Genomic DNA, 20,150 nt, shown 5'->3' with positions numbered 1-20,150 from the left:
TTGAGTAGTTCTATATCTCGGGGGGGGTGCGGGCGGTGTGGGGGGGGGGCCGCCGCTGGGGGTGAGGTCCGCGCGGGCGGGGGGGGGGGTTGGGCACGCCCCGCCCCCCCCCCGGCGCTACCCGATATCCGTACCTGGGGTCAGAGCCCTTTCCCGTGGAAAGGGATCCGACCCCAACCTTGCGCATGACCGGGGTCAGCCCTTCATCGTGCCGGTATCCAGCCAACGCTGGTGCCACGACAGCGCTTCCGGCAGCAGGTGCGGGGTGTGCTTGCCGTAGCTCTCGCGGCTGGCGCGGTCGAAATAGTCCTGCAGCTGCGCGCGGAAATCCGGATGCGCGCAGTTGTCGATCAGCACCTGCGCGCGCTTGCGCGGGGTCAGGCCACGCAGATCCGCCAGGCCCTGTTCGGTCACGATCACCGACACGTCGTGCTCGGTGTGGTCCACATGGCTGGCCATCGGCACGATCGCCGAGATGGTGCCGTTCTTCGCGGTGGACGGGCTCAGGAACGCCGACAGGAAGCCGTTGCGGGCGAAGTCACCCGAACCGCCAATGCCGTTCATGATCCGCGTGCCCATCACGTGCGTCGAATTGACGTTGCCGTAGATGTCCACCTCGATCATGCCGTTCATGCCGATGCAACCGAGGCGACGCACCAGTTCGGGGTGGTTGGAGATTTCCTGCGTGCGCATGATGATGCGCTCGCGGTAGAAATCGATGTGTTCCTTGAACGTCTCGTTGGCCTGCGGGCTCAGCGCGAAGCCGGTGCACGAGGCGTAGCTCAGCACGCCGTCGCGCAGCAGGTCGAGCATGCCGTCCTGGATCACTTCGGTGAACGCGGCCAGGTCGCGGAAACCGCTCTTGGCCAGGCCGGCCAGCACGGCATTGGGAATATTGCCCACGCCCGACTGCAGCGGCAGCAGGTTCGGCGGCAGGCGGCCGCGCTTCACTTCGTGCTGCAGGAACTCGATCAGGTGCGCGGCGATCTGCTCGCTGGTCGCATCGATCGGGCTGAACGGGCTGTTGCGGTCCGGGCCATTGGTGCGCACCACGGCCACGATCTTGTCCGGGTCGCAGCGCAGCGCGGTGTCGCCGATGCGGTCGTTGGCGTTCACCAGCGGAATCGGCTTGCGGTGCGGCGGCAGCGCGGTGCCGTAGTAGATGTCATGCATGCCGTCGACGCCGGCCGGCTGCCAGTCGTTGACCTCGACGATCACCTTCTTGGCCAGGTCCAGCCAGGTCTTGTTGTTGCCGACCGAGGTGGACGGCACCAGCGAACCATCCTCGCGGATGGCTGACACTTCGATCACAGCGGTATCGATCTCGCCGTAGAAGCCGAACCACACATGCTGGGCGACGTGGCTGAGGTGGATGTCGATGTAATCCAGCTTGCCCTCGTTGATGCGGTTGCGTGCATCCGGGTCGCTCTGGAACGGCATGCGCATGGCGATGCCATCGGCCTTGGCCAGCGCGCCATCGAGTTCCGGCGCGGTGGAGGCGCCGGTCATCAGCTTGATCTGGAAGGGATTGCCCTGGGCATGCACCGCTTCGATGCGGCGGGCCAGTTCAACGGGAACGGCTTTGGGGTAGCCCGAGCCGGTAAAGCCGCTCATGGCCACGGTTTCACCGGGCTGGATCAGCGCGGCTGCGGCCTCGGCGGAGACCACGCGGTCACGAAGACGCGCGTTGGCGATGCGATCAACAGACATGACGACACGTGTTTCTGGGGGAAACCCGATTATCGGCCATCCTCAACCGTACGGGGGGTTCTACCTTCGTGGAATGGCGTTTCCCCAAAGCCCTCTCCCATACCCACCGGTTTTGTTTTGCAGTGCAGCGTGCAAAGTGCTTTCGCAGCCCGCACGATGGCCCTGCATCCCGACGTGGGGGAGGGAGCAGAGCCCGCTGGCAGTTCGCTGCAAGCGGGCTTTTTTATTGCCTGTCGCCCAGTATGAATGCGCGGTTTCCATTATCGGTAGTGCCGGCCGCTGGCCGGCAACCCCAGCAACCTTCGGCAGGATCATCGGGTCAGCCGGCCAGCGGCCGGCACCACCGGGTCGATACAATCAGGGCATGACCCTCGCCCCCGCTGAACTGCCCGCTTCCCTGCAGCCCCTTGTCGAACGCGCGCTGTCGCGATTGACCCAGGTTTTGCCCGAGCCCGTTCCGGGCGAACTGCAGCCGCTGCTGATCCGGCTGGCCGTGGCCAGTGACTTCGCTCTCGACACGCTGGTGCGGCAACCGGCCCTGCTGGCGCAGCTGGCCGAGCCCGGTTGCCCGCTACTCCCGGCGCCGGTGCTCGATCCGCTGCAGCCCAGCGACTGGCCGTCCCAGCTGCGGCGCTGGCGCACCGCGATGTCCACACGACTGATCTGGCGCGATCTGGCTGGGCTGGACGACGTGGCCCAGACCCTGGCCGGGGCCACCACGCTGGCCGAAGACTGCCTGCGGCTGGCGCTGGACGCCCTGCAGCAGGAATTCGCCCTGCGCCACGGCGTGGTCCGCGATGACGAAGGCCACGCGCAGCAGCTGGTGGTGTTCGGCCTGGGCAAGCTCGGCGGTGGCGAGCTCAACTTCAGTTCCGACATCGACCTGGTCTACGCCTACCCGCACGGCGGCGAGTCCGACGGCGCGCGTGCGCTGGCCGCCGAAGAGTATTTCGCCCGCCTCGGCCAGCGCTTGGCCAAACTGCTGGACGAAACCACCGTCGATGGCTTCAGCCACCGCGTCGACCTGCGCCTGCGCCCGTTCGGCAGCGCCGGCCGCGTTGCGCTGTCATTCGCGGCGATGGACCAGTATTTCCAGCGCGAGGGCCGCGACTGGGAACGCTACGCGTGGCTGAAGGCGCGTGCGGTGGCCGGCGATATCGAGGCCGGTGAAGCGTGGCTGCAGACCCTGCGCCCGTTCGTATACCGCCGCTACCTGGATTTCACCGCGCTCGATGGCCTGCGCGAGATGAAAGCGGCGATCACCGCTGAGGTCGCTCGCCGCGAACTGCACGAGGACATCAAACGCGGCGCCGGTGGCATCCGCGAGATCGAGTTCCTGTGCCAGGCATTGCAGCTGATCCGTGGCGGCCGTGAACCGGTGCTGCGCGAGCGCCGCCTGCTGGTGGCACTGGATGCCCTGGTGGCCGCCGGGCAGATCGCGCCCAGCGATGGCAGCGCGCTGCGCGAGGCCTACCTGTTCCTGCGCCGGCTGGAAAACCGCCTGCAGATGCTGCGCGATGCACAGACTCATGTGCTGCCCAGCGACGCGCTGGACCGCGAGCGCATCGCCGTCGGCCTCGGCTATCCGGACTGGCACGTGCTGCGTGCGGCGCTGGCCGAACAGCAGCAGCGGGTCAGTACCGAATTTGCCGCACTGCTGGCACCGCGCAAGGGCCAGGCCGCGCCCGATGCACTGGCCAGCTACTGGCGCAGCCTGCCCGAAGGCAGCAATGCACCGCTGCTGGCCGAAGCCGGGTTCCTCGATGCCAACGGCGCCGACCAGTCGCTGCGTGACTTTGCCCAAAGCAGCGGCGTGAAGTCGTTGTCCGATGCCGCGCGTGCGCGCCTGGACCGGGTGTTACCGGCGCTGCTGCATGCGGCCACACGTTCGCCGCAGCCCGATGCCGCGCTCAAGCGCGTGCTCGGCCTGCTGCAGGCGGTACTGCGCCGGACCAGCTACCTCGCGTTGCTGGACGAACAACCCAGCGCGCTGGCCCGGCTGGTCGACGTACTGGCGCGCAGCGCACTGCTGGCCGAACGCCTGGCCGCGTATCCGCTGCTGCTGGACGAACTGCTGGATGTACGCGTGTCCGGGCCGATGCCCGATGCCGCCGGCATGCTGGCAGAGTGCCAGCAGGTGCTGGCGGTGGAAGATCCCGAATCCGCACTGCGCTGGCTCAACGAGACGCGGCTGGCGCTCAGCTTCCGCATGGCGATGGCTACGCTGGACGGGCGACAAGGTGCGGTGGACAGCACGCGACAACTGGCCGAGCTGGCACAGGCCGTCGTGATCACCGTGCTGGCGATGGCCGAGGCGGACATGCGCGCCGCGCATGGCGGGATTCCCGGTGGGCGCTTCGCGATCATCGGCTACGGCAGCCTGGGTGGCCTGGAGCTCGGCTTCGGTTCTGATCTGGATCTGGTGTTCCTGCACGACAACCCGGCGGGCGTGGACGCCAGCGATGGCACGCGTCCCCTCGAACCGGGCCGCTGGTACGCGCGCCTGGCGCAGAAGGTGATGGCACTGCTCGCTGCCGTGACGGCTGCAGGCCGCCTGTACGACATCGACGTGCGCCTGCGCCCGGATGGTGGCAAGGGGTCGCTGGTGTCTTCGCTGGCCAGCTATACCGAATACCAGCGTGAACGCGCATGGACCTGGGAACACCAGGCGCTGGTGCGCGCGCGCGGCGTGGCCGGCGATGCCAGCCTGCTGGCCGACTTCGAGCAGGTGCGGGCGCAGACCCTGGGCCGCGAGCGTGATCAGGCCACGCTGTATGCCGATGTGCTGAAGATGCGTGGCCGCATGCGCACCGAACTGGACCGCAGCGATGCCGCGCGGCTGGATCTGAAGCAGGGCCCCGGTGGCGTGGTGGATCTGGAGTTCCTGCTGCAGACCGGCGTGCTGGCGCGTAGTGCACAGCTACCGGCGCTGCTGGAACCGCGCGACACGCCGTCGCTGATCGATGCGCTGGCCGTTGCCGGTTTCCTGCCCGATGACACGGCGCAGGCGCTGCACGGCGCACATGCCACGCTGCTGGATGTGGGCTTGGCCTGCACGCTGGACCGGCGCCCGCGATTGGCACCGACTACCCCCGCGATTGAACAGGCGTGCGCGGCGATTGCTGCAGCGTGCAGAGCGGCAGAGCTGCCGTTCGCCTGAGTGGGTGCACCCACCAGAGCAATGGCCGGCAATGGCCCGCCGTTGGTAGATGCCAACCTTGGTTGGCATGAATGCAAAGCGCCAACCAAGGTTGGCGACTACCGGATCAATGGCCCTGCGATGGCCTGCATTTGGCAGGTGCCGACCGTTGGTCGGCACAATCTGTCAGCTGCGACGAACTCTGAAGAAGCGTGCCGACCAACGGTCGGCACCCACCGGGTTCAAGGAGTGTGCCAACCGAGGTTGGCACCTACCAGAGCAAGGGCGGTCAGTTGGCGGTGCGCAGCGGCGCCATCTTCCACAGCAGCGCACGGAACGGCGCCAGCAGGCATACGCCGATCGCCAGCTTCACGGCCAGGTCGCCGGCAGCCCAGCTCACCCACGGTAGCGCCGAACCGGCAAACGCGATCGACCAGAAAATGGTGGTATCCACCGTCGCGCTGCAGGTGGTGGCCACCATCGGTGCGCGCCACCAGCTGCCACGGCGCAGGCGGTCGAACACGGTGATGTCCAGCAGCTGGGCCACGATGAAGGCCGAGCACGAGGCAATGGCGATGCGCGGCGTGGCCACCCACACCGACAGCAGCACGGCTACCAGGAAACCGATCCATGCCACACGGCGGGCCGGGCCCGGGCCGAAGCGGCGGTTGATCAGGTTGCTGACCAGGAACGCGACCGGATAACTGAAAGCGCCCCAGGTCAGCCAGTCATTGATCGGGTACTGCACCAGTACGTTGGACAGCAGCACCACCGCGCCCATGGCCAGCACTGCCAGCACCAGGGCGCGCGGGGTCAGCGGGGCAAACACAGGGGCAGGACGCACGGACATGGCGAGCCAGGGGGATAAAGGGAATCGCCCATTATCCGCCCGGCCCGCGGCAATGCCAAAACCGGTCGTTCAGTTTTACAGCGCTTCGCTCATCACATCGCCCGCGGCGTAGGCGGTGGGCACGTAAGCCAGGGCCTGGCCCTGCGCGCTCTTCACTGTCCAGCCGGCACCGGCCTCGGTGGGGTCGAAATGCACCTGCTGGCCGACCACGAAGGCCGCCGTCTGGTCTTCGTGCACGCGCGCCGGCCAGCGCAGGGTGGCGGTCTGGTCGGCCTTGTCGGGTACCTGCAGCTGCACCTGGCGCTCGCCTGCCGGCGTGGTCTCCACCTTCTTCACTTCCATCGGCGGCAGCGGCACCGCCTTGGTGCGGGCCGCCCTGCCATTGCGCTCGCTGGCCTTGAACGGTGCCTTGGACAGTTCGGACAGGCCCGCCGACGCGGCAAGGGGGACCGACACCACGATCAGTGATGTGATCATCACGCTGGCTTCGCTGCTGTTCAACTGCGGCGCGGCGCCGGCATGGACGGTGGGCACCAGCAGCGCGGAAAGCAGCAGGGCAGAGGCGGGAACGCGCAGGCAACGGAACATGGAGACCTCCTGGTCAGAGTGGAAACGGCGGCTCAGCGCCGGGTATCGAAAATGTCGCGCGGGCCGGTGGCCTCGGGCAGGTACTCCAGCGCACGCCCTTCGTTGTCCTTCAACTGCCAGCCCTGGTCGTTGCTGGTCGGTTCGAAGTTCACGGTCTGGCCCACGGTGAACTGCACGGCGGGATCGCCGATGCCGCGCGGGTACTGCATCGATGCGGTGTTCTGCGGGTCATTGGCATCGCGCAGTTGCACTTCGCGGCGGCCATCGACGGTGGTGGCGATCGCGCTCACCTGCATCTGCGGCAGCTTGATCTGCTGCGGGCGGGCCAGTGGTTGGCCGGCGTCGGCCGCATCCTTGGCTTCCTTCGCGGCAGCTGCGCGGGCCGAGGTCACCATCTGCGTGGACATCTCCAGGCTGGGACCCTGCGGGCCGGGGTCATGGATGATCACGATGCGGCGTTCGGCGTGGGCGGCGGTCGAGCATGCCAGACCGGCAACGATCACCATCGATATAAGGGAAACAGGCAGTGCGCGCATCTCGTTCTCCTCGCGGGATTCAGGGCGTGGCGGCAGCAGCACCGGCCACCGGCACATGGGGGATCACCAGTTCCTGCTGCAGCTGGCTGCGCTGGTGCAGGAAGTCGAACACCGATTCCACCGTCACCACCGAATAGTTGCCGGAGATGCGCTCGCCGGCCGGATGGTCGGTGGTGGTAGCGTTGGCCACGAACAGGCGCGCACCCACGCGCTTGCCGAGGCCGATATGCAGCACGCTGGGCTGGTATTTCTGCTGGCGCAACCACTGCTGCGCCTGTTCGCGCTTGACGATGGCCGGCGCGCCGTCGGCCTGCGCCATCGCCGCCGCCAGCACTTCCAGCACCCATTGGTTGGAGTTCTGGTAGTCGGTGGCGAACGGGTAGGCGACCACGTTGTACTGCGTTTCGTGCAGCGCCTTGGGCTGGATCGAGGGCGACACCAGCATCGCCTTCAAAGCAGCACGCAACGGGGCCGACGGTACGCCGATGCGCAGGTCGGTATGGCCACCGCTTTCGCCGACGAAGTTGCCCAGACCCTCGTGGTACAGCTGCGAACTGTCGGTCTTGCAGCGGTTGAGCAGATGCATCGCGCGCCAGCGGCCATCGTCCTCGCGCAGCAGGAAGGCCAGATGGCTGTGGCGCAGGCCGTAGCGGCTCAGGTCCTGGCCACCGCGCGCGGCCACCACTACGTCCACGTCGGGTAGTGCGTCCAGTCGCTCGGCAGTGGTCCAGGCCACGTCCAGCATCGCCGCCTGCGAGGCCACGCTGGGGTAGCGCTCGCGGCAGGCGGTGCTTTCGGCCCATGCGGGCGCGGTCGCCAGCAGGGTAGCTATCAGCAGCAGAGTGCTGGGCAGGCGGGGAAAACGATCCATGTCGATACCTTCAGCGGCAGGCAGGGCCGCGCGCCGATCATACGCCGGTCAGCGCAGCGGGCGGTCCACACCCTTGCGCTTGAGCTCCCTGTCGCAGGCATCGCTGATCGGTGCCACCGGCAACGGCGGGCGCTGGCCATTCTTCGGATCGCGCAGTGCCGGCTGTTCGCGGTACGCGTCCAGCTGCTGCTGGCATTGATAGGAGATCGGGTCCAGCTCGGTGGGCGCCGTGGAGCACGCGGCGAGCAGGGCCAGGGGCAGCAGAAGCAGGGTACGCATGGGGAAGTGAAGTCCGGTCCGGTGGGGGAAGAAGGACTCTAACCGCGCCGCCGGACCCAAATGTTCAGAAAGCGCTGGGTGATCGGGTAGTGCCGGCCGCTGGCCGGCAACTGCACGGTCTTCGGTAGTGGGTACAGCGTTGCCGGCCAGCGGCCGGCACTACCTCACTGCCAGCCGCGCTTTCACTTCCGCCGCGATCCGCGCGGTTTCGCGCAGCGGTTCGATGCGCTCGTACTGCCAGTCCAGCCAGTGCGGCTGCAGCCGCCCACGCTTGCGCAGCTGCTGCTGGAATCGCGCCAACCGGCCCTGCGCGGTCCCGGCCAGCGCCACCATCACCGGCATGCGCGTGGCACAGGCTTCGGAGAGCAGGTTCACCGAATCGGGCGAGACCACCACGCGGTTGGCCCAGCCGAGCAGGCCGCCATAGGGATTCACGCCGTCGCCGCCATCGCCCCAGATCACGTGCGGCAGGTCGGCGAAGGTCGCGCGCAGGATCTCGGCCAGCGCCGGTGGCGTGCGCCGCGAGGTGGTGGCCAGCAGACTGCCGCCCTCGCTGCGGATCTGATCGGCCAGCGCCCGGAACACGCCGACCATCGCCCTCTCGTCCCAAGGCGCCAGCGGCGTCGGGCCGCCCACAAGCAGCGCAGTACGCGGGCCAGGCAGGGTACTGAAGCCGGCGAACGCGGCGCGGCCCCAGGCCAGCCAGTCATCGTCCACCGGGTTGAGGCTGCCGAGCAGGGTCAGCACGTTGCTGCCGCGCAAGGCATCGTGTTCGGGCACCACCACCACATCCCAGTGGCGGGCGCCGATGCGCGGGTCGAGGATCTGCACCACCTGGCTGCCACGTGCGCGCAGCACGCGGAGGGCACCGGCGGCCTGGCGGCCACAGCCGATCGCCAGCGCCGGGGCCTCATTGGCCAGTGTCGCGAAAGCCTCGCCGTAGCCGTTCACATCGCCGGGCAGGCGGCGCGGCGACAGCCAGCGCCAGGGCGCGCGGGGCTGCAGGACCAGCGGCTGATGGGTGCCCTGGCGCAGCGCCGAGGCCAGCGCGACCGCCTGGCGGACATTGCCCGCACGGCCGTCAGTGACCGTCCAGGGTGCGCTCGATCGTTTCACCATTGGCATTAATTCGTTTCAGCCCTGCTGGGTGTTGCAACAGTCGCGACACTCTACACTGCGGCTCGTCGATTCGCCCCGCGCCGCCCGCGGGCACTGACTTCCTTTCGCCGCCCTGGAGATCCACCGATGTCCCACGCGCTCGACGCTGCCGCCCTGGACCAGCTGTTCCGTACCGCCCGTACCCAGAACGCCTTCCTCGACAAGCCGGTCCCGGCCAGCCTGCTGCAGGAACTGTACGACCTGGTGAAGTGGGGCCCGACCGCGGCCAACACCACGCCGGCCCGCTTCGTTTTCGTCACCTCGAAGGAAGCCAAGGAAAAGCTGGCCCCGGCCCTGTCCGAAGGCAACCTGGCCAAGACCATGGCCGCCCCGGTCACCGCCATCATCGGCTTCGACCTGGACTTCCACGAGAAGCTGCCCTACCTGTTCCCGCACACCGATGCCAAGGCCTGGTTCGACGGCCCGCAGGAAGGCCGCCACGAAGCCGCCATCCGCAACGGCAGCCTGCAGGGCGCCTACCTGATCCTGGCCGCGCGCGCGCTGGGCCTGGATGCCGGCCCGATGTCGGGCTTCGATCCGGCCAAGGTGGACGAAGCGTTCTTCGCCGGGACCTCCATCAAGTCGAATTTCCTGGTCAACCTGGGTTACGGTGACTCGGCGGGCCTGTTCCCGCGTCTGCCGCGCCTGTCGTTCGACGAAGCGGCGCGCATCGCGTAAGTCGCTGTATCGGTTTCGGGCCCGCCATCGTGCGGCGGGCTCTTGCTGCACCGTGTACCCACCCTACGATCCGGAGAGTTCCTCAGATGAGCGCCACCCGTAAACTGCTGCTGCCGCTGGCCCTGACCCTGGCCATCGCCGCTTGCTCCAAGCCGGCCGACACCGCTGCCCCGGCCGCTGATGCCGCCGCCCCGGCCACCACTGAGCAGGCTGCCGCCCCGGCCGCCGATGCCGCCGCCGCTGCGCCGGCTGCCGAAGCGATCAAGATCGCCTCGGGCACCTACAAGCTGGACCCGAGCCACACCGACGTGCTGGCGCAGTGGAGCCACTTCGGCTTCTCCAACCCGAGCGCGCACTTCGGCAACGTCGAAGGCACCCTGGTGTACAACGCCGAAGACGTGACCAAGTCCACCGTGGAAGTGAAGCTTCCGCTGAGCGGCCTGAACAGCTTCACCGCCAAGTTCGACGAGCACCTGAAGAGCGCCGACTTCTTCGACGCTGCCAAGTTCGCCGATGCCACCTTCAAGAGCACCAAGGTGGAAGCCGCTGGCACCAACAAGCTGACCGTCACCGGCGACCTGACCATCAAGGGCATCACCAAGCCGGTCACCCTGGACGTCACCGTCAACGGCGGCGGCGAGCACCCGATGGCCAAGGTTCCGGCCGCCGGCTTCGATGCCACCACCACCCTGAAGCGCAGCGATTTCGGCGTCGGCGCTTACGCTCCGAACGTCAGCGATGAAGTGAAGATCCGCATCACCACCGAAGCCACCGGCGAAAAGCCGGCTGCTTGATGCACCCAACTCACTCGTCGTGAGAAGGCAGAAGGCCCGCTGAAAAGCGGGCCTTCTTTTTGGAGCGCGGGTAGAGCCGGCCGCTGGCCGGCTGCTTGCGAGGTGCCCGATGCTGATGGGGTTGCCGGCCAGCGGCCGGCACTACCCGGTAGGTGCCAACCTTGGTTGGCACGCGGGCACTCCGCAGGCCAACCAAGGTTGGCCACTACCGGGTACGCGCGTTCAGCGCAACGCGCCCATCCACGCCGCGCATGCCTCGCTCGGGCTCTGCTTGGCCTTCACCGTCAGCCCGCTCACGCGTGCAAAGGTCTGCGCGGCCTGCGCCACCACCTGGCGTGCGATCAACGCGGCCTGCTTGGTCGCGGCCTGCTGCTTGCGCAGCTGCACGATGTGCACCGACGGGCGGCCGACCGGCGCGTACTTCTGGTCGCGGCGCAGCATATCGGCCACCTGGGCCACTTCGAACTCGGCCTGCAGGAAGCGGTGTTGCGCGTCTACCAGCTCACGCAGCGGTACGCGCAGTGCGGCGGTGTCAGTGAAGGCGGCCAGCGCCGCATCGCAGGCGGCGTCATCGGCGAAGCGGGTACGCAGCGCGTCCACGCTGGCCAGGGTCAGTTTGGCCATGTGGGCCTCGTTGCTGCAGGAAAGGAGCGCGATTGTCGCATTGCTTGCCGGGTAGTGCCGGCCGCTGGCCGGCAACTGCGGATCATGCCGAGGGTTCATGAGGCTGCCGGCCAGCGGCCGGCACTACCTCATCGGAAAGCGTGCGGGCCAACCGTCCGCACCCACCAAAGAATGTGCATGGGGTCAGAGCCCTTTTCCACAGGAAAAGGGCTCTGACCCCGGGTTGGTCAATCGCCGTCGGTTTCGTCCGGGTGGGCCTTCCAGTAGCCGGCCGAGCGGATCCAGTCGCGCGGCACGCCCAGGTGGCCTTCGATGAACTTGCGCATCATCCGCGCGCGGCGCGATTCGGTGGCGATCCAGTAGTAGACATCGCCCTCCGGTGCCTCGAAGTCGGTCAGCATGTCTTCCAGCAGCGTGCTGCTGGCGGCCGGGAAGCCGTTGCGCTCCAGCCAGTGGATGCGCACGTTCTCGTACTGCGGCAGATCCTGGCGTTCGGCCTCGTCGCTCACTTCGATGTACGCCTGAACTTCGGCGTTCTCCGGCAGCACGTCCAGCCAGCGGGCGATGGCCGGCAGCGCGGTCTCATCGCCGATCAGCACATAGGCGTCGTAGCTGTCGGCCACCACGAACGAGCCGCGCGGGCCGCCGATCACCAGCGTGTCGCCCGGCTGCGCGCGTTCGGCCCACGGCCCGGCAATGCCCTGGTCGTGCAGCACGAAGTCGATGGCCAGCTCGCCGGTTTCGTGGTCCCACCAGCGCGGGGTGTAGTCGCGGGCGGGCGAGGGCTCCTTGCCGTCCGGGTAGCTGCGGCCTTCGGCGGTCAGCACCGGCAGCACCATCTCACCCGCAGCGTTGGGGAAGAACAGCTTGATGTGGTCGTCGGCGCCGGGCGAATCGAAGCCGGCCAGCGCGTCGCCACCCAGCACCACCCGGCGCATGTGTGGGGTGACTTCTTCGGTGCGCAGCACGGTCAGTTCACGGAAGCGCACATCCAGGCGCAGGCGCGTGTTGTTGTGTTCGGTCATGGGGATACCTGTAAAGGTGTCGCGCAGCGGTGCGCGGCATGGGGGAGGACCTGGCTGGATTCAGTCTGGCTGGGTCGTTGAAAACGGTGTGCGCTCGCTACCGGCGGTGCCATTGAGCAGGGCCGAGGCCCGCGTCAGCAGCGCCGCCACTTCGTCCGCCTCGCCCTCGGCCCAGCGGCCGTGGTGGTGCACCAGCGCCCGCTTGAACTCGCGCAGGGCACAGGCCAGCGGCGGCGGCAGCGAGGCCTTGGTGATCTCGCGGGCACGGTCGAAGGCACGTCGCTGCGCCAGCCGCACCTGGGTGCGCTGCACCTTCAGCTCGAACTCGCCGGCGGCGGTGATGCGGAAGATCCGCTTCCCGTCCACTTCCTCGGCCTCGATCCAGCCGGCCTGCTCGAAGCTGGCCAGCAGCGGGTACATGGTGCCGGCGCTGGGCGTGTAGGCCTGCATGAACTGGTTGCTGATCAGCTGCATCAGCTCGTAGCCATGGCGTGGCTGCTCGCCGATCAGGGCCAGCACCAGCAGGCGCAGGTCGCCGCGGCTGAGTACGCGCGGCTGTCCATTGCGACGGGGTACCGTCGAATCGGTGGAACGGGCTCTGGGAGAGGGGCTTCGGCTCATTTCGATATATCGGTAAACGAGTGTGCAAACGATATATCGATATATCGAGAGCGGCAACACCCGATCCGGCCACAAACAGCTGCGTTTTGGGCCACGGATGGCCGCGTGCCCACAGCAAAAGGGGCGCCCCTTGCAGGGCGCCCCGGCGAAGCTGTGGAAGGGAGCAGGGCCACCAGGCCCATCACTCGCGGCCCACGCTGGACCCGCTGTCGGCATCGATCCAGAGGCAGGTGCGACATGTTGTCGCCGGTTCAGTGCAGTTGCCCGAACCGCCCCTACAGCGGCACCGGAGTTGCCCTACAACCGTCATCGGCAGCGGTAACACTGCGTCCTGCACATGGGCGCAGCGGCCCGCAAGCGACAGCCCGCGCAGCCGCCAAGGCCCGCCGCAGGGCCCTCATCGGGCCGCGCAAGCCCCTTGCGGACACTGGCCGCTTGCCTCCATACGCCTGCGTAGCCAAGTGACGAAAGCCCTTGGTGCGCTACACTTTGCGGTCTAGAAATCTATACAACAGTCGCGCGCGTGCGTGCGGTTATGGGAGCGCTAATGAACTGGTTGAACGAGGTGCTGAACAACGACCCGAATCCTGTGGAAACCCAGGAGTGGATCGAGTCGTTGAAGGCCGTTATTGATGTCGAGGGCTCCGAGCGCGCGCATCAGCTGCTGGAAGGCATGGTGGAACTGACCCGTCGTTCGGGCGCCTACCTGCCGTTCTCTCCCACCACCGAGTACGTCAACACCATCGAGCCGCAGCTCGAGGCCAAGAGCCCGGGCAATGCCGAGCTGGAATGGCGCATCCGTTCGATCATCCGCTGGAACGCGATGGCCACCGTGGTCCGCGCCAACCGCAAGCCGGGTGACCTGGGCGGCCACATCGCCTCGTTCGCCTCCGGTGCCACCCTGTACGACGTGGGCTTCAACCACTTCTGGCGTGCCCCGAGCGAAAGCCACCCGGGCGACCTGCTGTTCATCCAGGGCCACAGCGCCCCGGGCATCTACGCGCGTTCCTTCCTGGAAGGCCGCATCAGCGCAGAGCAGCTGGACAAGTTCCGCATGGAAGTGGACGGCGGTGGCCTGTCCTCGTACCCGCACCCGTGGCTGATGCCGGATTACTGGCAGACCCCGACCGTGTCGATGGGCCTGGGCCCGCTGGCCGCCATCTACCAGGCGCAGTTCATGCGCTACCTGGAAAACCGTGGCCTGATCGAGAAGTCCGACCGCAAGGTGTGGTGCTTCATCGGCGACGGCGAGAGCGACGAGCCGGAAACCCTGGGTGCCATCGCCCTGGCCGGCCGTGAAGGCCTGGACAACCTGATCTTCGTGGTGAACTGCAACCTGCAGCGCCTGGACGGCCCGGTGCGCGGCAACGGCAAGATCATCCAGGAACTGGAAGGCGTGTTCCGTGGCGGCGGCTGGAACGTGATCAAGCTGCTGTGGGGCGGTTACTGGGATGCCCTGCTGGCCAAGGACAGCGACGGCGTCCTGAAGAAGCTGATGATGGAAACCGTCGACGGCGAATACCAGAACTGCAAGGCCTTCGGCGGCGCGTATACCCGCGAGCATTTCTTCGGCAAGTACCCGGAAACCGCTGCGATGGTTGCCGGCCTGAGCGACGACGACATCTGGCGCCTGAACCGTGGTGGCCACGACCCGCACAAGGTGTACGCCGCCTACCACCAGGCCGTGAACACCAAGGGCATGCCGACCGTCATCCTGGCCAAGACCGTGAAGGGTTACGGCATGGGCAGCGCCGGTGAGGCACTGAACCCGACCCACCAGACCAAGAAGCTGGACGACGACGCGGTGCGCCACTTCCGCGACCGCTTCAACATTCCGGTGACCGACGCGCAGCTGGCCGACGGCCAGGTGCCGTTCTACCACCCGGGCCCGGACTCGCCGGAAGTGCAGTACCTGCAGGAACGCCGGGCGTCGCTGGGCGGTTACCTGCCGCAGCGCCGCCGCAAGTCTGACAAGACCTTCGTGGCACCGAAGCTGGAAAGCTACGAGCGCCTGCTGAAGAGCAGCGGCGAGCGCAGCTACTCCACCACCATGGCCTTCGTGCAGAGCCTGAACATCACCCTGCGTGACAAGGAACTGGGCCCGCACATCGTGCCGATCGTGGCCGACGAAGCCCGCACCTTCGGCATGGAAGGCCTGTTCCGCCAGATCGGCATCTACGCGCCGTTCGGCCAGAAGTACAAGCCGGTCGACGCCGACCAGCTGATGTTCTACCGCGAAGACCAGAGCGGCCAGGTGCTGCAGCAGGGCATCAGCGAGCCGGGTGCGATCAGCTCGTGGATGGCCGCCGGTACCAGCTACTCGGTCAGCAACGTGCCGATGCTGCCGTTCTACATCTACTACTCGATGTTCGGCTTCCAGCGCGTGGGCGACATCGCCTGGCAGGCCGCCGACATGCGCACCCGCGGCTTCCTGCTGGGTGGCACCGCCGGCCGCACCACGCTGAACGGTGAAGGCCTGCAGCACGAAGATGGCTTCAGCCATCTGGTGGCCGGTGGCATTCCGAACGTGCGCAGCTACGACCCGACCTTCGGCTTCGAAGTGACCGTGGTACTGCAGCACGGCACCAAGCGCATGATGGAAGACCAGGTGGACGAGTATTACTACGTCACCCTGATGAACGAGAACTACACCCATCCGGAAATGCCGGAAGGCGCGGCCGAGGGCATCGTCAAGGGCATGTACCTGCTGACCGACGCCGGCAAGCCGAAGAAGGGCGAGCTGCGCGTGCAGCTGCTGGGCTCCGGCACCATCCTGCGCGAAGCCATTGCCGCCGCCGAGCTGCTGGACAAGGACTTCGGCGTGACCGCCGATATCTGGAGCTGCCCGAGCTTCAACGAACTGCGTCGCGATGGTTTCGACGTGGAACGTGCCAACCGCCTGCATCCGGAAGGTGAGCAGCGCAAGGCCTACGTGACCGAGCTGCTGGAAGGCCGCCAGGGCCCGGCGATTGCCGCCACCGACTATGTGCGCGCGTATGCGGACCAGATCCGTGCGTTCGTGCCGATGTCGTACACCGTGCTGGGTACGGATGGGTTTGGTCGTTCGGATACGCGTGCGAACCTGCGCCGGTTCTTTGAGGTGGATCGCTACTACATCGCGCATGCCGCGATTGCGGCGCTGGCGAAGGAAGGGAAGATGACCGCGAAGGATGTGGCCCGGGCGATCAAGCAGTACAAGATTGATCCGGAGAAGGCTAATCCTGTTGGGGTTTGATCTCGTCAATTAATTGACGCGAGAAAGGGCGGCCATTGGTCGCCCTTTTTCTTTTAAAGCAAATGACGCTACACGCTTCACTTCATTGCTGATAGCGACTAGGCTAAAGCGAGGCGGTCGCTTCGCTTGACCTAAGAATATCATAATATCTACCCCGCAGGCGCCGAGGTTAATGATGAAGGTATACGAAGATTGGTTTGATGATGATGCGGAAGATTTTGACGTTCGAATTGACGAGTATGAGATAAGTTCCTCGCCTAACGATTTTAATGTCTCAACGATCTTCAGCTTCATTAAATCAGGGGCGGTAAAGATTCCTGGGTTTCAGAGGCATTTCGTATGGGATATAAAGCGATCGTCAAAGCTAATCGAGTCTCTACTTCTTGGGCTTCCTGTTCCTCAAGTATTTTTATATGAGGAAGCTAAAAATAGCTTTCTGGTGATCGATGGCCAGCAGCGCCTCATGTCGATATATTATTTTGTCAAGCAAAGGTTTCCGCGACCTGAAAAAAGGGCTGAGCTAAGAGCTATTTTTGACGCTGAATCGGGAGATATTCCGGATGAAGTCTTGCAAGATGATCGCTACTTTGTTCCATTTAATTTGAAGCTTCCTGCTCCGATTCCAGGGCCTAAAAGTAGATTCGACGGTTTGAACTACTCGACGTTAGGCGAATTTAAGGTGGCGTTCGATCTCCGTACTGTCCGGAACATTATCGTCAAGCAAACATCTTCAGAGGAGGATGACTCTGCGGTGTTTGAGATATTCAACAGGCTCAACTCCGGGGGCGTTAACTTGACCCCTCAGGAAATTAGAGCCAGTCTATATCATTCGTCGTTCTATGAAGTCCTTCAGAGGATTAACAATAAGCCCGCGTGGCGCCATATTGTTGGCCGGGAAGATGCTGATATTCACATGAAGGATGTAGAAATTTTGCTGAGATCGTTTGCAATGCTTGTAATGTCTGACAAGTATGCGCCATCAATGACGAAATTTCTTAACATATTCTCGAGGAAGTGCCGCGGCCTGGATAGTTCTCAGGTTACCTACCTAGAGAGACTTATGGATGAGTTTGGAAAGGTCGCAGCAAAGCTTCCTGCAAGGGCCTTCTATAATCAGGGGAACAGTAGGTTCAATATTTCACTGTTTGAGTCAATATTCGTCGCTGCATGTGGTTCAGCTTTCAAAGAGAGAAATCTTGAAGTGAAGCAGTTCGCTGTTGAGCATCTGGCTAGTTTGAAGTCTGATGTCAATTTTACGGGAGCTTCTTCAGAGGGAACTAGTAAGTCGGAAAACGTAGCAACTCGAATTGGAATCGCAAGGGCGCTACTCGGGGGTTAAGTGGCAAACACAGTCGAAGAGCTCAAGGAGGCCGCTGACGCGGTGAAAGATTTCTTGATCCGGGAAGGTGAAGCGTCGCTAGTTGTCACGGCGGAAGATGTCTGGCGAAAAAGTGTTCTAATTGCTGCGGCTTCACACTTCGAACATGAGCTGGGGAGGGCGATCGAGCGCTGTGCTGAGGTGCACGGAGTATCAGATACATTTAGAAGCCTTATTTCTGCAAAGGCTATATCTCGCCAGTTCTACAGTTACTTCGATTTTGAGTCAAAAAATACAAATAGGCTTTTTAATTCGTTCGGAGCGAAATGCAAAGAGCGAGCGGATCGGCTCTTGAAAGAGTCCGCGGAATTGCGTGATGCGCAGAGAGCGTTTCTCGAGGTGTGTGCTCTTCGAAACAAAATGGTGCATACGAACTACGCTTCATTCGTCATTGAAATAACTACCGACGAAGTATTTTTTATGTATCAAAACGGAAGAAGATTTATCACCTTCTTTGAAGAGGTTGTATCTGGCGGAGAGGGGCGGCACTAGCCTCCCCTCATTCCAAATTGCTACACGGCAAGATCAAGTGGCAGGTCGGAAATGTCCTTGAGTCTTTTTCCTTCAATCAAAATTTCGAGCATATCGACGGCGTCGAACTGACCAAGATCTGCTACCGCCAGCTTCAGTTCATTGAGTGCGAAATGGTAAGTGCAGTCTATATCGCCCGTGCCAAGTGCAATCGACGCTATTCGGCTGGGGCTTGGTTCCGCAGTTACTACTACAGCATGCGGAAGTCTTCCCTTTCGATTCCTTATTAGATTAAGCGCTTCGGAACGTGCGTTCTGCGCTCTATCGCTGCGCAGCGTCCATTTGCAAGAAATGCTCGCATGCAGCAGCGGCAGGCCTCCATTTGCGCTTCGAAGGGAAGATCGCCGGGCAGTATAGGGGTCGACTATGAGGGTGTTGGCGTTTATGACGGAATCATCAAGTAGGCCGCGTGAAACTATAATGTCAGGGGTAATTGTATAGTCGTTCCCTAAGGCCGCAGCCAATTCGCGATTTCCTTTGGCTGCGCGATCAAGGGCTACTAGGTGCGAATATTGATCGAAACTCGCAATCAACTTCCTGTTCTTGCCGCCCACTTGTTGGATAAGCCAGTCGCCCGGCCTTATATGATCAAGTTGAGCAAACGTACTTCGAATAAAGTTCGCGCACGCGCTCTCGAAATTTGACCCAGAGGTCTGTGCTGGAGCGCGTTCGCTCAGTACCTCAACACAGAGCTGAGTGGCTATGTGCTTAGCAATTTCCCGGCTTGCTCGGCTATCTTTATCAGCGTTGGAAGGAACGCCGTTCTTGTCAATCGTAAGTGTGTTTTCCAGCAGTGAAGCGTGAAACTTTTTTCGTTCTGAAAGGAAGAATGCTTCTTCGCTCATGCCACTTTGAAAACTCGCTGTTGTGAAAGAACATCGAAAATGCGAGAAGCCACAGCCGCGGCCACCGGAGGAGGGAACGCGTTGCCGATCTGCCTATAAGCTGCTGTCTTACGCCCTGCAAACTCCCAACTGTCAGGGAAGCCTTGGATCCGAGCAGTCATGCGCGGAGTGAGCCGAGGCATGCCCACGAAATTCGCTTCGGGAGCCTGATCCCAGAGCCCCATGCCGTCTACGCCGAGGGCAGCCCAAGCCTTCTTGGCGCGGGTTGGTCCAAGGTCAGGGCCGCCATGCTTCTTGGATCCACCGACGAGAGTCGGCGCGATCGCGTTGGCACCTTCCCTCCATGCATCAACTTGATCCCAGCCTCGCGCGCCCATCAAGTCGTGCAGGAGCTGACCTACCGTCTTTGGGGGCTCTTTCAGTGCTTCTGGCCATGAGAATGCCGGAGCAAGCTCCTTCTTCATGCCGACAAATATCACGCGCGGCCGAAGCTGGGAGACGCCGTAGTCGGATGCGTGCAGAAGTCGCCAATCGCCCAAGTATCCGAGTTTCTTGAGCTCCTTCTCTACGCCCTTCCGGTAATCATCGAACTTGGGGTCGAGCAGGCCGCGAACATTTTCGAGCATGATTGCTTGAGGCCTTACCTGATCAACAATTCGAATGGCTTCAGGAAAAAGGTCGCGCTCGTCGTCGGCGCCCAGCTGCTTTCCTGCCTTAGAGAAAGGAGGGCAAGGCACGCCGCCGGCAACGAGATCCACACCCTTGTATGGGGATGCGTCGAATTCGCGAAGGTCACCCTCAATCACGTTCCAGCTCGGGCGGTTCAAGCGGAGCGTCTGGCATGCGGCCGGCTCCCATTCCACGAGCGCAGAGTGGTCGAAGCCGGCCATCTCTAGGCCAAGGCCTTGTCCGCCAGCACCGGCGCACATCTCAAGGGAGGTGAATTGACTCATGTAGATCTCAGATCAGAAAGGAGCCCGGCAGGAGGGTGTCGCGCTGGCTACAGCGCGAGCTCCTTAGAGCGCCAGGTGTTGGGTGGGGGCGGTGGGGTCAGCAAGTACACGCTGGCGCCGTATCAGATGCTGAGACTAGGGCAGGCGTGCCCCTAAGCCGCATGACAGTGCGTGGCGTGTCCAGATGCCTGGATTCCCCTTCTCTGGCAACTGCCAGCGTACCAAGCCTGATCGCTAGTGCAAGTGTTTGGAGTTCAGGGCGCTTGGGAGGCCATCCCTGCAGGTCAATTCCGCCAAATCGCTTCCGAAATCCCCGAGATGTCAAGGCCCGGGCT

General features: G+C 64.1%; 18 protein-coding genes. 6 read left to right on the top strand and 12 right to left on the bottom strand.

All coding sequences use genetic code 11. The features are described from left to right. Positions 1 to 195: 195 nt before the first annotated feature. Positions 196 to 1,710, bottom strand: a complete 1,515-nt coding sequence (locus ABH900_RS16040) for an acetyl-CoA hydrolase/transferase family protein (RefSeq protein ID WP_429624133.1) — start codon at positions 1,708 to 1,710, stop codon at positions 196 to 198. A 364-nt stretch (positions 1,711 to 2,074) separates the two neighbouring features. Between ABH900_RS16040 and glnE the strand changes: the two genes are divergently transcribed. Continuing rightward, positions 2,075 to 4,870 carry a bifunctional [glutamate--ammonia ligase]-adenylyl-L-tyrosine phosphorylase/[glutamate--ammonia-ligase] adenylyltransferase gene (gene glnE, locus ABH900_RS16035; protein ID WP_429624132.1) on the top strand — a complete coding sequence of 932 codons (2,796 nt, stop codon included), beginning with the start codon at positions 2,075 to 2,077 and terminating at the stop codon, positions 4,868 to 4,870. 268 nt (positions 4,871 to 5,138) lie between these two features. Here the strand turns inward: glnE and ABH900_RS16030 are convergent, their stop codons facing one another. The 6 genes from ABH900_RS16030 to ABH900_RS16005 all read right to left on the bottom strand — a co-directional run bounded on the left by ABH900_RS16030 (position 5,139) and on the right by ABH900_RS16005 (position 9,092). After that, positions 5,139 to 5,699 (bottom strand): queuosine precursor transporter, encoded by a 561-nt coding sequence (locus tag ABH900_RS16030; protein WP_429624131.1) that lies wholly within the window; start codon positions 5,697 to 5,699, stop codon positions 5,139 to 5,141. Positions 5,700 to 5,774: 75 nt separating this feature from the next. Continuing rightward, positions 5,775 to 6,287 (bottom strand): hypothetical protein, encoded by a 513-nt coding sequence (locus ABH900_RS16025; protein ID WP_429624130.1) that lies wholly within the window; start codon positions 6,285 to 6,287, stop codon positions 5,775 to 5,777. A gap of 32 nt (positions 6,288 to 6,319) precedes the next feature. Then, positions 6,320 to 6,823, bottom strand: a complete 504-nt coding sequence (locus tag ABH900_RS16020; protein WP_429624129.1) for a hypothetical protein — start codon at positions 6,821 to 6,823, stop codon at positions 6,320 to 6,322. A gap of 19 nt (positions 6,824 to 6,842) precedes the next feature. Further along, positions 6,843 to 7,694: a DUF2145 domain-containing protein gene (locus ABH900_RS16015; protein WP_429624128.1), complete on the bottom strand. Its 852-nt coding sequence runs from the start codon at positions 7,692 to 7,694 to the stop codon at positions 6,843 to 6,845. Between the two features lie 48 nt (positions 7,695 to 7,742). Further along, a complete protein-coding gene (locus ABH900_RS16010) occupies positions 7,743 to 7,973 on the bottom strand; it encodes a hypothetical protein (RefSeq protein WP_429624127.1) in 231 nt (76 codons plus the stop codon). A 159-nt stretch (positions 7,974 to 8,132) separates the two neighbouring features. Then, positions 8,133 to 9,092 (bottom strand): mitochondrial fission ELM1 family protein, encoded by a 960-nt coding sequence (locus tag ABH900_RS16005; protein ID WP_429624126.1) that lies wholly within the window; start codon positions 9,090 to 9,092, stop codon positions 8,133 to 8,135. 126 nt (positions 9,093 to 9,218) lie between these two features. Here ABH900_RS16005 and ABH900_RS16000 point away from each other — a divergent pair, with 126 nt between their 5' ends. Next, positions 9,219 to 9,809: a malonic semialdehyde reductase gene (locus ABH900_RS16000; protein WP_106549742.1), complete on the top strand. Its 591-nt coding sequence runs from the start codon at positions 9,219 to 9,221 to the stop codon at positions 9,807 to 9,809. A gap of 86 nt (positions 9,810 to 9,895) precedes the next feature. Continuing rightward, entirely contained in the window at positions 9,896 to 10,603 is a 708-nt protein-coding gene (locus tag ABH900_RS15995; protein WP_180880399.1) for a YceI family protein, read from the top strand. Between the two features lie 222 nt (positions 10,604 to 10,825). On the opposite strand, the gene ABH900_RS15990 is transcribed toward ABH900_RS15995, so the two are convergent. From ABH900_RS15990 to ABH900_RS15980, 3 genes are all read right to left on the bottom strand, one after another. Next, positions 10,826 to 11,227, bottom strand: a complete 402-nt coding sequence (locus ABH900_RS15990; protein ID WP_429624125.1) for a hypothetical protein — start codon at positions 11,225 to 11,227, stop codon at positions 10,826 to 10,828. Positions 11,228 to 11,454: 227 nt separating this feature from the next. Then, a complete protein-coding gene (locus tag ABH900_RS15985) occupies positions 11,455 to 12,252 on the bottom strand; it encodes a siderophore-interacting protein (protein ID WP_429624123.1) in 798 nt (265 codons plus the stop codon). A 60-nt stretch (positions 12,253 to 12,312) separates the two neighbouring features. Then, positions 12,313 to 12,873 carry a PadR family transcriptional regulator gene (locus ABH900_RS15980; RefSeq protein ID WP_429624122.1) on the bottom strand — a complete coding sequence of 187 codons (561 nt, stop codon included), beginning with the start codon at positions 12,871 to 12,873 and terminating at the stop codon, positions 12,313 to 12,315. Between the two features lie 547 nt (positions 12,874 to 13,420). Between ABH900_RS15980 and aceE the strand changes: the two genes are divergently transcribed. The 3 genes from aceE to ABH900_RS15965 all read left to right on the top strand — a co-directional run bounded on the left by aceE (position 13,421) and on the right by ABH900_RS15965 (position 17,978). Next, positions 13,421 to 16,108, top strand: a complete 2,688-nt coding sequence (gene aceE, locus ABH900_RS15975) for a pyruvate dehydrogenase (acetyl-transferring), homodimeric type (RefSeq protein WP_429624121.1) — start codon at positions 13,421 to 13,423, stop codon at positions 16,106 to 16,108. Positions 16,109 to 16,280: 172 nt separating this feature from the next. Next, complete coding sequence (locus ABH900_RS15970; protein ID WP_429624120.1) at positions 16,281 to 17,447, top strand: DUF262 domain-containing protein; 1,167 nt, start codon at positions 16,281 to 16,283, stop codon at positions 17,445 to 17,447. Next, on the top strand, positions 17,448 to 17,978 hold the full coding sequence (locus ABH900_RS15965) for a HEPN domain-containing protein (protein ID WP_429624119.1): 531 nt from the start codon (positions 17,448 to 17,450) through the stop codon (positions 17,976 to 17,978). Positions 17,979 to 17,998: 20 nt separating this feature from the next. Here ABH900_RS15965 and ABH900_RS15960 read toward each other — a convergent pair whose 3' ends face one another. Together ABH900_RS15960 and ABH900_RS15955 are read right to left on the bottom strand one after the other, a co-directional pair. Beyond that, positions 17,999 to 18,862 (bottom strand): NgoMIV family type II restriction endonuclease, encoded by an 864-nt coding sequence (locus tag ABH900_RS15960; RefSeq protein WP_429624118.1) that lies wholly within the window; start codon positions 18,860 to 18,862, stop codon positions 17,999 to 18,001. Further along, positions 18,859 to 19,815: a DNA cytosine methyltransferase gene (locus ABH900_RS15955; RefSeq protein ID WP_429624117.1), complete on the bottom strand. Its 957-nt coding sequence runs from the start codon at positions 19,813 to 19,815 to the stop codon at positions 18,859 to 18,861. The genes ABH900_RS15960 and ABH900_RS15955 overlap by 4 nt, the downstream gene beginning before the upstream one ends. Positions 19,816 to 20,150 lie beyond the last annotated feature (335 nt).

This window comes from Stenotrophomonas sp. AN71 (assembly GCF_050435725.1).
Taxonomy (GTDB): Bacteria; Pseudomonadota; Gammaproteobacteria; order Xanthomonadales; family Xanthomonadaceae; genus Stenotrophomonas.
This window is presented reverse-complemented; position numbering and strand designations above follow the sequence as displayed.

What these genes read in the sequence shown, in the direction of transcription:
- ABH900_RS16040 (WP_429624133.1), bottom strand. Translation starts at nt 1,710, where the DNA reads ATGTCTGTTGATCGCATCGCCAACGCGCGTCTTCGTGACCGCGTGGTC.
- glnE (WP_429624132.1), top strand. Translation starts at nt 2,075, where the DNA reads ATGACCCTCGCCCCCGCTGAACTGCCCGCTTCCCTGCAGCCCCTTGTC.
- ABH900_RS16030 (WP_429624131.1), bottom strand. Translation starts at nt 5,699, where the DNA reads ATGTCCGTGCGTCCTGCCCCTGTGTTTGCCCCGCTGACCCCGCGCGCC.
- ABH900_RS16025 (WP_429624130.1), bottom strand. Translation starts at nt 6,287, where the DNA reads ATGTTCCGTTGCCTGCGCGTTCCCGCCTCTGCCCTGCTGCTTTCCGCG.
- ABH900_RS16020 (WP_429624129.1), bottom strand. Translation starts at nt 6,823, where the DNA reads ATGCGCGCACTGCCTGTTTCCCTTATATCGATGGTGATCGTTGCCGGT.
- ABH900_RS16015 (WP_429624128.1), bottom strand. Translation starts at nt 7,694, where the DNA reads ATGGATCGTTTTCCCCGCCTGCCCAGCACTCTGCTGCTGATAGCTACC.
- ABH900_RS16010 (WP_429624127.1), bottom strand. Translation starts at nt 7,973, where the DNA reads ATGCGTACCCTGCTTCTGCTGCCCCTGGCCCTGCTCGCCGCGTGCTCC.
- ABH900_RS16005 (WP_429624126.1), bottom strand. Translation starts at nt 9,092, where the DNA reads ATGGTGAAACGATCGAGCGCACCCTGGACGGTCACTGACGGCCGTGCG.
- ABH900_RS16000 (WP_106549742.1), top strand. Translation starts at nt 9,219, where the DNA reads ATGTCCCACGCGCTCGACGCTGCCGCCCTGGACCAGCTGTTCCGTACC.
- ABH900_RS15995 (WP_180880399.1), top strand. Translation starts at nt 9,896, where the DNA reads ATGAGCGCCACCCGTAAACTGCTGCTGCCGCTGGCCCTGACCCTGGCC.
- ABH900_RS15990 (WP_429624125.1), bottom strand. Translation starts at nt 11,227, where the DNA reads ATGGCCAAACTGACCCTGGCCAGCGTGGACGCGCTGCGTACCCGCTTC.
- ABH900_RS15985 (WP_429624123.1), bottom strand. Translation starts at nt 12,252, where the DNA reads ATGACCGAACACAACAACACGCGCCTGCGCCTGGATGTGCGCTTCCGT.
- ABH900_RS15980 (WP_429624122.1), bottom strand. Translation starts at nt 12,873, where the DNA reads ATGAGCCGAAGCCCCTCTCCCAGAGCCCGTTCCACCGATTCGACGGTA.
- aceE (WP_429624121.1), top strand. Translation starts at nt 13,421, where the DNA reads ATGAACTGGTTGAACGAGGTGCTGAACAACGACCCGAATCCTGTGGAA.
- ABH900_RS15970 (WP_429624120.1), top strand. Translation starts at nt 16,281, where the DNA reads ATGATGAAGGTATACGAAGATTGGTTTGATGATGATGCGGAAGATTTT.
- ABH900_RS15960 (WP_429624118.1), bottom strand. Translation starts at nt 18,862, where the DNA reads ATGAGCGAAGAAGCATTCTTCCTTTCAGAACGAAAAAAGTTTCACGCT.
- ABH900_RS15955 (WP_429624117.1), bottom strand. Translation starts at nt 19,815, where the DNA reads ATGAGTCAATTCACCTCCCTTGAGATGTGCGCCGGTGCTGGCGGACAA.